Annotated in this window: 3 protein-coding genes; 1 reads left to right on the forward strand and 2 read right to left on the reverse strand. The window is 61.9% G+C overall.

The window, feature by feature from the left end:
* Positions 1-6 precede the first annotated feature (6 nt).
* Positions 7-1935, forward strand: a complete 1929-nt coding sequence (locus tag NFI08_RS18810) for an EAL domain-containing protein (RefSeq protein ID WP_222517248.1) — start codon at positions 7-9, stop codon at positions 1933-1935.
* Positions 1936-2038: 103 nt separating this feature from the next.
* Here the strand turns inward: NFI08_RS18810 and NFI08_RS18815 are convergent, their stop codons facing one another.
* Together NFI08_RS18815 and NFI08_RS18820 are read right to left on the reverse strand one after the other, a co-directional pair.
* The gene (locus NFI08_RS18815) at positions 2039-2368 is read right to left on the reverse strand and encodes a tryptophan synthase subunit beta like protein (protein ID WP_349591222.1); all 330 of its coding nucleotides are present in this window, start codon (positions 2366-2368) and stop codon (positions 2039-2041) included.
* A 123-nt stretch (positions 2369-2491) separates the two neighbouring features.
* Complete coding sequence (locus NFI08_RS18820) at positions 2492-9739, reverse strand: cadherin-like domain-containing protein (RefSeq protein WP_349591223.1); 7248 nt, start codon at positions 9737-9739, stop codon at positions 2492-2494.
* Between the last annotated feature and the right edge of the window lie 210 nt (positions 9740-9949).

Raw genomic sequence — 9949 nt, forward strand, 5'->3', positions numbered from 1 at the left:
GTCGCCATGTCGTTGATCAAACAACTCTGGCTCGCCATCATCGCCATCCTGCTGATTGCCCTGATCGGCAGTCTGGTGGTGGCCGTATCAGGCAGCCGCGCCTACATCGAAAAAGAAATACTGATCAAGAACGCGGACAACGCCAATGCCCTGGCGCTGAGCATGAGCCAGATGCCTGACAAGGATGAAGTGACGCTGGAGCTTTTGATCTCGGCGCAGTTCGATACTGGCCACTACCGCAAGATCCAGCTGCTCGACACCCAGGACAGACCGATCATTCGTCGCGTCTCATCAGCCCCCGAAGAGACTGGCGTACCGGGATGGTTCCGTGAGCTGGTCGCCTTCGAGGTCCCCGCCGGCACTGCGGTCATCCAGGATGGCTGGCAGCAGCTTGGCACCTTGCAGCTCGAAAGCGCACATGGCTTCGCCTACCAGTCGCTGTGGCAGAGCACCCTGCGCATGGCCGCCTGGTTCGTGGCAGCAGGTGCACTCAGCCTGCTGATTGCCTACCTGCTGGTACGCCAGATCCGCACCCCGCTGAAGACCCTGACGCGCCAGGCCAACGATATCGGCCAGCGTCGCTTCACCGTCGCCCCGCTGCCCCGCACACTGGAACTGCGCGAAGTGTCCGACGCCATGAACCGGTTGTCGGAAAGCGTGCGCGAGATGCTCCAGCGCGAGAGCGAACAGATCGACCGGCTACGCCGCCAGTTGCTGCATGACACGGTGACCGGGGCCTTGACCCGGGAAGCCTTTATCGACCGCCTCAACTACAGCCTCGAGCAACAGGGTGAATCCAGCTACGGCGTGGTGGCGATGATCCGTGCCACCGACCTGGCCGCGCTCAACGAACGCCGCGGCCACTTGCACACCAACGGCGTGCTCAGCGACCTTTGCCAACGCCTGACCGCCATCGCCGAGGCCCATGGCGAAGGCTATGTGGGTCGCCTCAACGGCAGTGACTTCGCCCTGATGCTGTGCGGCAACGTCGACGAAAGCTGGGCCCGCGAACGGCTGGACGACAATCTGTCGACCCTGGCCGAACAGAACGCACCGGTTCTGCGGCTCCCCGCTGCCCTGGCGGTCTACCACCACGGCCAGGAGCGCACCACCCTGATGGCCGCACTGGATGGCGCCCTGTCACTGGCCGAGAGCCGTCCTGGACGGGCGATCGAGTCCTGCCACAACGTGGAGCAGGAAACGCTCTACCGCAGCCGCGCCGAGTGGCGCTCATCGCTGGTCGAAGCGATGGAGCACGGCGTCCTGCTGGGACAGTATCCGGTGCTGGATCGACGCGGACAGTTGCTGCATCACGAGGCCCCAGCACGCCTCAACATCAAGGGCGAATGGCGTCAGGCGGGTGTCTTCATGCCCTGGATCGCCCGTCTGCGCCTCCACGACAGCCTGGATATCAAGGTGATCGATGCCGCCCTCGACACCATCCATCACCACCGGCAGCCGCTTGGCATCAATTTGTCCCATGCAGCGATTACCCAGCCGAATGTCGTGATCGCCCTGCAGCAACGACTCAGCGCCCGCCCGGACTCGGCCCCCTTCCTGTGGATCGAGGTGCCGGAGTCGATCGCCCGAAGCGATCTCGAGAGCTTCCGATATCTCTGCCAGTCGCTGGCCCCCTTCGGCTGTCATCTGGGCATGGAGCACGTCGGTGCGGCCTTCCGCCAGCTGGGAGATCTGCAGGACCTTGGGCTGTCCTACATCAAGATCGACGCAACCCTGTGTCGTGGCGTGTCGGAGCGGCCGGAGCAGCAGACCATTCTCAGGGGCATGGCGACCCTGTGCCATTCGCTGGCGATCCAGGCCATCGCCGAGGGCATCGACGAGGATCGCGATATCGACACCCTGTTCGAGCTGGGCCTGGACGGTGTCACCGGCCCCGCCGTGTCCGCCAGGATGGAAACCGACAGGCACTCGTGAGCGTCGATGACATGAGGGGTACACAGCAAAGGGCCACCCGAAGGTGGCCCTTTGTCTTGCCCAGGTCGGTGCATGCGACTTGGGAGGTGCACATGCTCAGCGCTTAGATGAGGGGATCGTCGTCCCCTACCAGATCCACTTCATTGTAGCGACGACGCAGTGACTGGCGGTCCATGATCTTGCGGCGGGCCGCGTCAGGCAGATCGGTGAAGCTGATCACGCCCTTGTCCATCAGCAGATCAAGCACGTCCTCGAGCACCCGCACAAAGGCCAGGTCGGAGGCATGGAACTGGGACTGTTCGTTGCGCTCGTTACCGTCCGACAGGAAGAACAACAGCTCCTGATCATCCGGCGCCATGAATTCGTCGCAGGTCGCTGTAGGCTCCCGGCTGACACAGACAAGCTTTCCTTCCCCGTCACGCTGGACGTACATGTCACGTTCTCCGCAATCTTAGTTGGTCGAGCATATATCAAGTTTCCCTTGATCAGTAGCCCTCGGCGTTTACCGCCGAGGGCCTTGCCCGTTTCGCGCTATACGACTGGACCGAGCGCCTGCCTACACATCCAGCTGGCCCTGGTTGAGCAACTGCGTCAGGAAATCATCGGGGCTTGGGGCCGCGTTGGCCACGCCTTCCAGGGTAATGACCTGATCAGCGTTGCCATTGTCGTCCGCCAGATTTCCGTCGCTCTTGACGTACAGCACAATATCATCTCCTTCCTGCTCCGCGTGGATATAGTCATTCAGCGACTGCTGGTCGTCGTCCTTGTCGTAGCCTTGCAGCAACTCGCTGAGATCCAGCACATCGGCCTCTGGGTCCTGGCTGGCGTCGACACCGGTCGGCGCCACGTGGAAGTCAGTGATGACATCATCGGCAGCATTACCCGCCGAACCCTCATCACCCAGCACCCAGGCGAAGGTATCCGCACCGAGTCCTCCGACCAGGGTGTCATCGCCGGCACCGCCGAGCAGCAGGTCATCGCCTTGCTCACCATATAGCGTGTCGCTACCACCGCCGCCGATCAGGGTGTCGTCACCGTCACCGCCCTTGAGGGTGTCGGCGCCGCCATCCTTGCGCTCGGTATCCAGGAGTTCGCGATAATGATCACGAATATAGTTCAGCACCTCATCCTTGCCAGGCGCCTCACCCGAAGGCTTTCCGGCAATAGGCGGCTCACCGGTTTCAGCCAGGCTGCCGTCATCCTGCAGGCGCACATCCGAAGTCCCCCATGTCAGGAACTCGTAGAGGCCCTGGTAGCCAAGACCGTCATGCTCACCGGCGTCGAAGCGCTCACCGGTATCGCCATTGACCCAGCTCAAATGGTCGCTATTGACGGTATCCCCGAATATCAGGTCATCACGCGAAGTCCCGTCAATGGTGTCGCTTCCAAGCGTCTGGAGGCCGGTAAAGGTATCACTACCATCCAGCACCGCGTTCAGCTCATCTGCCGAATTGACGATATTGACTTCGCCCTTCTTGGCCTCACTGGTTCCCAGGTTGACGTAAATGTCGGAAATAGCGAGTGCTGTATTGAAGACATCAGCATTGGTCACGCCAAACTCGAGGCGGTAAGTTCCGGCCTCCTTGAGCAAGGAAGTTCCTTCCAGCGCCCAATTAGACGTGCTTGAGGCAAGCGCTTCTGTCTCAACATCGACCCAGTCGCCGGAGTCGTCAAGACGCTGCAGCGTAAAGCGCGCACTCTCACCGGCACGGTAGGTGGAGTTGGCATAGACAAACTGAATCTGGGCGTAGTTGCTGAATCCATCGAGGACAAAACTATCGCTCGTTGCCACTGCTTCGCCAGGTACGCTCCCCGTTTCCAGACGAAGATAGTCCACCCTGCCGGAAGTCGCCTCGCTGAGATTACCAGTCGCGACCCCGGAGTACGTCCAGGAATCTTCGACGTCATCGAGAAGATGAGACGCCTTGCCATCGGGGCTATCGAAGTCCGCCAGGCGATACTGGAGTGCCACCTCTCCGGACACCACCGGGATGTCGCTTTGCTCAACCACATTGGTGTTGTCAAACAGCCTCAACAACTCTTCATTGATGCCCTTGCCAATGCCGATCGCCTTGACCTGGCTGATATCGGACAGACCTTCGTAGGCCTCCAGAGCACGGGTCACGTCTATTTGGTTAGTGGTCCCTCCCGAACTGGTACTTGTCCCATAGACGGTAGGATTGCCATCGGTCACGAAGTAGCTGACATTCTCATAGTCATTGTCCTGATTGAGGAACCAGCTACGTGTTGCGTCGAATGCCACCTCGTAGTTGGTGGCACCAGTGGCGTTAAGATCATTGACGTAGTCGATCAGTTGCTGAACCTCATTGGGGTTCAGTCCGAGATCGTTGACATCTTCCAGGTCGGCATCAAACGCAAAGGGAATGATCGCAATATTGACAACCCCTTCGTACTCGGCCAACTGATTGATCAGTCTTTCGATGGCCTCCTTGGCCACCGAAATGCGCGTGCTTCCGTCCTCCACCTTGCCTGACTTCATGCTTCCGGAGACATCCAGCATGATCGCGACGTTATAGTTGGTCGCCGGCTCTATCTCCGTGTAGATACCGCCCTTGTCACCAACGATCACATCGTCACCGGAAGACCCGGTATGAGTATCACCGTCGTTGGTACCGACAAAGAGCTGCGACGGAGGCGCTCCCGAGACAACGAGGGAGCCCGCGACGCTGTCGCCATCACCATCGGTGCCGGTCAAGGCAAGCTCAACATCGAAGCCCGAGCTGCTGTCACCGAGACGATAGTCCATATCACCCAGGGTAAAGGGCGTATTGCTACCGCCCACCACCTCGATACCCTCAAACCCGCCATCCGGACTGAGTTCAAACGACCATCCATCCTTCATGCCATCCAGGATCAGGCGGCCTGCCCCGTCGACGCTGATGGATACCGCGTTGGTAACATCGGTGCCGGTCTGATCGAGAATGCGGACATCATCGGCCGTCAGACGAATATCGTTGTCTACCGTCTGGCTGGGAGATCCAGAACCCGGAACATCACTTGCGTAGTTGAAAGCAGCTACCGTCACTACGGCAGAGGCATCAACACCCTCCACATGGATGGTCTGGGTTACCTCGGACACCCCTTCATGCCCCTGCCAGCTTGGCTCTCCGGTACCGGAAAAGGTCAGGCTGTCGAGGAAGCTGATGCGGATGACCTCGTTAAGCTCGATACCGGGACTTGCACCACCGAAGACGCCGAGTGTGCCGTCCAGCGGCACCATGCCAACGCCATTGGGCGTCGAGTAGAGAACGTCGTTGTCACCCTCATCGTCCTGGTAGTTAATACCGTGGTACTGCACGACACCATCGAGACTCAGATCCGAAATATCGGCGCGCTCGACTCGAGTAGTGCTGACCTCGCCAGCGGCAACCTCGATGCTGTAGCTGTCGCCTGCCGGGTCCAGCGTTACGCTGAAGCCGACGGTGCCATCTGCGGTCACCGCCTCAAGTTGGTGGCCATCGCCAGACAACTGGTAGCTCAGCGGCTCGCCATTGAAATACAGCGTATTGCCATCGCTATCCGTCGCAGCCTGCCCCTGCAGGTCGGCAAAGGTCACATCCTTGACGCCATCGGCCCCGGAGACAGCCGCAAAGTTCAACTGCCCAGTCTGGCCGCCGGCAAGATCGATAGCATCGGCCGTGAAGGCCTCCGGGCTGTCGTCATTCACCAGCACCTGCAACTGGCCACTGGCCGGGCTGCCATCGGAATCGACGATGGTGTAGCCGACATTGAACGCCAGAGAGTCCTCCGTACCCTGCTCACCATGGTCCAGCGGCTGGTGCAGTGTCACCTTGTAGGCGCCGTTCGCCACCCCGGTCAGGGCAACGGTCAACACCAGTGCGTTGGAGGCGTCACGCCCCGTGACCGTGCGGCCGTCGTCGCTCAACGTGTAGGACACCGCCTGGCCACTGGCCGTTACCGTGGGCAGACCATCAAGACTCCAGCTGAAGGCGTTTGAGCTCGCCGCCCCATCGTTGCCAAAGGAATAGCCAAGTGTCCCGGTGACGACGGTCGCCTCACCAGCCGCATCACCCGGGCCACCGGCATTGCCACCCGACAGGCCATCTTCGTCCACGCGAGCGACACCATTGGCGGCCTCCGGCGTGGAGTCAGCCGCCACATTGACCGTCAAGGTGGCGTTGCTGGTGTCACCGTCGGCATCGACGATGGTGTAGTCGATGACCGCGGCGCCCTCGAAGCCCGCCGCCGGAGTGAAGGTCACCTCACCGCTGTCGCTATCGATGGTCACCCTGCCAGCACTCTCGTAGTCCGACGCCATGCTCGCCGACACCAGAGTGGCGCCATCGGCTCCGCCCTCGTCGTTGGCCAGTACGTCGACGGTGACCTCAGTGTCCTCGGCGGTGCTCACCGCATCATCGACCGCCGTTGGCACGTCATCGACAATATTGATGCTGATGCTGGCAGTCGAGCTATTGCCGTGGGCATCGGTCACGGTATAGCTGAACACGTCCTGGCCATTCAGGGTGTTCGGACCGTTATCCGCCTCGGCGCCGGTCACGGCGGTATCGAGGGTATAGGTGTAGGACCCATTCTCCTCGATGACCAGAGTGCCGTAGCTGCCGCGCAGGGTCGTGGCGGTGAACGTCAGTGCGTCGCCCTGGGCATCGCTTGCCTGAAGCCGGCCTTCCGCCACTTCGCTATTGCTGGCGGCATCGCTGCCCGTGACAAGCCCGGCCTCGCTGACGGTAGCCGCGGTGGCATTGGCCGTAGGCGAGCCGTCATTCACCACAAACTTGATGTTGGCCTGGCTGGTATCACCGTCGGCGTCCCTGATGGTGTAGCGCACCACCTCTTCATAACTGCCATTGGCGTCGGCGGTGTAGGTGTAACTGCCGTCGGCGTTCCAGCTGAGCTGACCACGCATCCCGCTGGTATCGACGGAGATGACCGTGGCCCCGTCCGCACCCTGGACGTCATTGGCCAGCATTCCATTGCCCGCTGTGGTGGTCAACGAGGTACCGGACTGCAGCGCAGCGGGGGTGTCATTGACGGCCTGAGGCACGTCATCGATGACATCGACGGTAATGGTGCCGGTGGCAGAATTGCCGTGGCTGTCGGTCACCGTATAGACAAAGCTCTCGGCGTCATCGACGGGGTTATCCGACGAGGTGACCGGTTTGGTCAGGGTGTAGGTGAAGGAACCATCGGCGCGGATGTCGATCTCGCCATAGTTGCCCGTGATGGTCTCCGCCTTGAAGGTCAAGTCGTCGCCTTGGGCATCGGTCGCCACCAATTGCCCTTTCACTTGCTCTGAATTGGTCGCCGACTGGGAACCCTCGTCAAGCCCGGCCTCGTTGACCTGCACGTTGGTCGGCTGGGTCGTCGGCGTACCGTTTTCGACATTGATGGTCAGGGTGGCCTGACTGGTATCACCGTCGGCGTCGGTAATGGTGTAGTTGACCACCTCGGTGTAGCTGGCGTTGTCCTTGGCCGTATAGTCAAAGCTGCCATCGGCGTTCCACGTCAGGGAACCCTGCAGGGAAGACTCATCGACGAAGGTCACGGTGGCGCCGTCGGCGCCCTGGGTGTCATTGGCCAGCAGACCAACATCGGCACCCTTGCTGATCACCTGCGAAGACTGCACGCCATCGAGCTGATCATTCACCGCCTCCGGCGCGTCATCGACCACCGAAACCTTGACGGTCGCCGTCGTACTATCCCCATCAGCCTGGCTCGCCACCACACTCACGCCCTCGATAGACAGTGAGTTCTTCAGCGTCGCTGCCACCTCATGGGGCAGACTGTCACTCAGCGTGGCCGTGACACTGACATCGCCACTGTTCTGAGCCGCCACCGAGGCCGGCGCCTGCAGGCTCAGGGTCAGCACCAGGTCGCCGCTGCCGGCGAGTCGAGCCTCTAGTTCACCCTCGTCGTTTGCGCTCCAGACCAAGGACTCACCAGCCGCCAGACCCTGGACGCTGATGCCGGTGACGCTGTCATCGGCACCGATATTGCCAAAGCCGAAGTTCACCAGGCTGTCGCTACCCGCGCTAAACGTCAGTACGCCACTGTCCTGATCCGCAGAGTCTCCGGTGTCGGCGTCCTGCAGCGTCAGATCCAGCGCCTCGGTAGTAGCATCATCGTCGCCTTCCTTGATGCTGACACTCGGGCCAGTGCCGTCGGTGATGGTGACGGTATGGCTATCGGTGGCGGTATCGCCATCGCTGTCTTCGGTGGTGATGGTGAAGTCGATCGACGGGCTGTTGGCCTGGTCGAGGTTGTCCTTGGCCTCGAAGGTCCAGTTGCCGTCGCCAGTGACGGTCAGAGTGCCTTCATCAAGATTGAAGGTCACGGTATCGGTAGCACCGTCGCCCAGCACCTTGTCGACGCCGCCGGCGGTCACGGTCACCGTGGCACCATCAGCACCGGCGTCGGTGGTCCAGGTGCCGTTGGCGCTCTGGCCTTCGACCACGGTCTCGGCGGTATCGGCAATCTCGAGGGTCGGCTGATCGTCAGCCACGCTGACCGAGACACTTGCCTCGGTGCTGGTGCCGTCGGTGTCGGTGCCGACCACGCTGATGCCACTAATGGTCAGGCTATCGGCGTCGACCGCGTGGGCCAGACTCTCGGCCAGGGTCACCGTCACGGTGACGACCTGCTGAGTACCGGCAGCGATCGGGTTGTTCGCGTCAACCGCCGGACTCAGGGTCAGAGTCAGGACGGCGTCGCCGTCGGCCTCTGTGCGCCCTTCCAGCTCACCGGCGTTGTTGGTGCTCCAGATCAGCTCGCCATCCAGGCCGGTGACGCTGATGTCGGCGGTGTCACCAAAGGCGATCGAGGTGATGGCGTCGCTGCCGGCGGTAAAGGTCAGGCTCGCCACGTCGGTGTCCGAGGCGGTGCCTTCGGTGTCGGCATCCTGCAGGGAAACGGACGCATTGCTGCTGGCCGGATCGCTGTCGGTGACCGAAACGCTCGGGCCGCTGCCGTCGGTGATGGTGACGGTGTGGCTGTCGGTGGCGGTGTCGCCGTCGCTGTCGACGGTGGCAATGGTGAAGCCGATCGACGGATTGCCAGCGCTGTTCTGTACCTGGTTGGCGTTGGCCTCAAAGGTCCAGGTACCGTCACGACCGACGGTCAGGGTGCCTTCGTCGGTGGTGAAGCTAACCGTTGCATCACTGGCATCACCCAGCGGCTTGGTCTCGCCTGCCACCGTTACACTGACGGTGGCGCCATCGGCGCCGGCGTCGGTGGTCCAGGTGCCATTGGCACTCTGACCTTCGACCACGGTCTCGGCGGTATCGGCGATCTCGAGGGTCGGCTGATCGTCGGCCACGTTGACCGAGACACCCGCCTCGGTGCTGGTGCCATCGGTGTCGGTGCCGACCACGCTGATGCCGGTGATCGACAGGCTATCGGCGTCGACCGCGTGGGCCAGGCTCTCGGCCAGGGTCGCGGTCACGGTGACGACCTGCTGAGTACCGGCAGCGATCGGGTTGTTCGCGTCAACCGCCGGACTCAGCGTCAGGGTCAGGACGGCGTCGCCGCCGGCCTCGGTGCGGCCTTCCAGCTCACCGGCGTCGTTGGTGCTCCAGCTCAGCTCGCCATCCAGGCCGTCGACCTGAATACCATCGATGTCACCAAAGACGATCGAGGTGATGGCGTCGCTGCCGGCGGTAAAGGTCAGGCTAGCTACATCGGTATCCGAGGCGGCGCCTTCGGTGTCGGCATCCTGCAAGGAAACGGACGCATTGCTGCTGGCCGGATCGCTGCCGGTGACCGAAACGCTCGGCCCGCTACCGTCGTCGGCTGGTGCCCGTACCACGGTATGCGCGTGGCATGCGTCGGTGGAGACCGGTATCGCCGTCGCTGCTATCGCCATCGGTGCGGTGGCGATGCGGTGAATCGAGTCATGATCGGACGGACTACCGGTGCCCGTGTTTGCTGCACGCTTCGGTTGTCGCGGTGTGATGGCGTCCCGTAAAGGTCGAACAGGTGTCGGGGTGCCCGGTCGCGGCGAATCGCGGGCTGTCTG

Source organism: Halomonas sp. EF61, assembly GCF_040147045.1.
GTDB lineage: Bacteria > Pseudomonadota > Gammaproteobacteria > Pseudomonadales > Halomonadaceae > Halomonas > Halomonas litopenaei.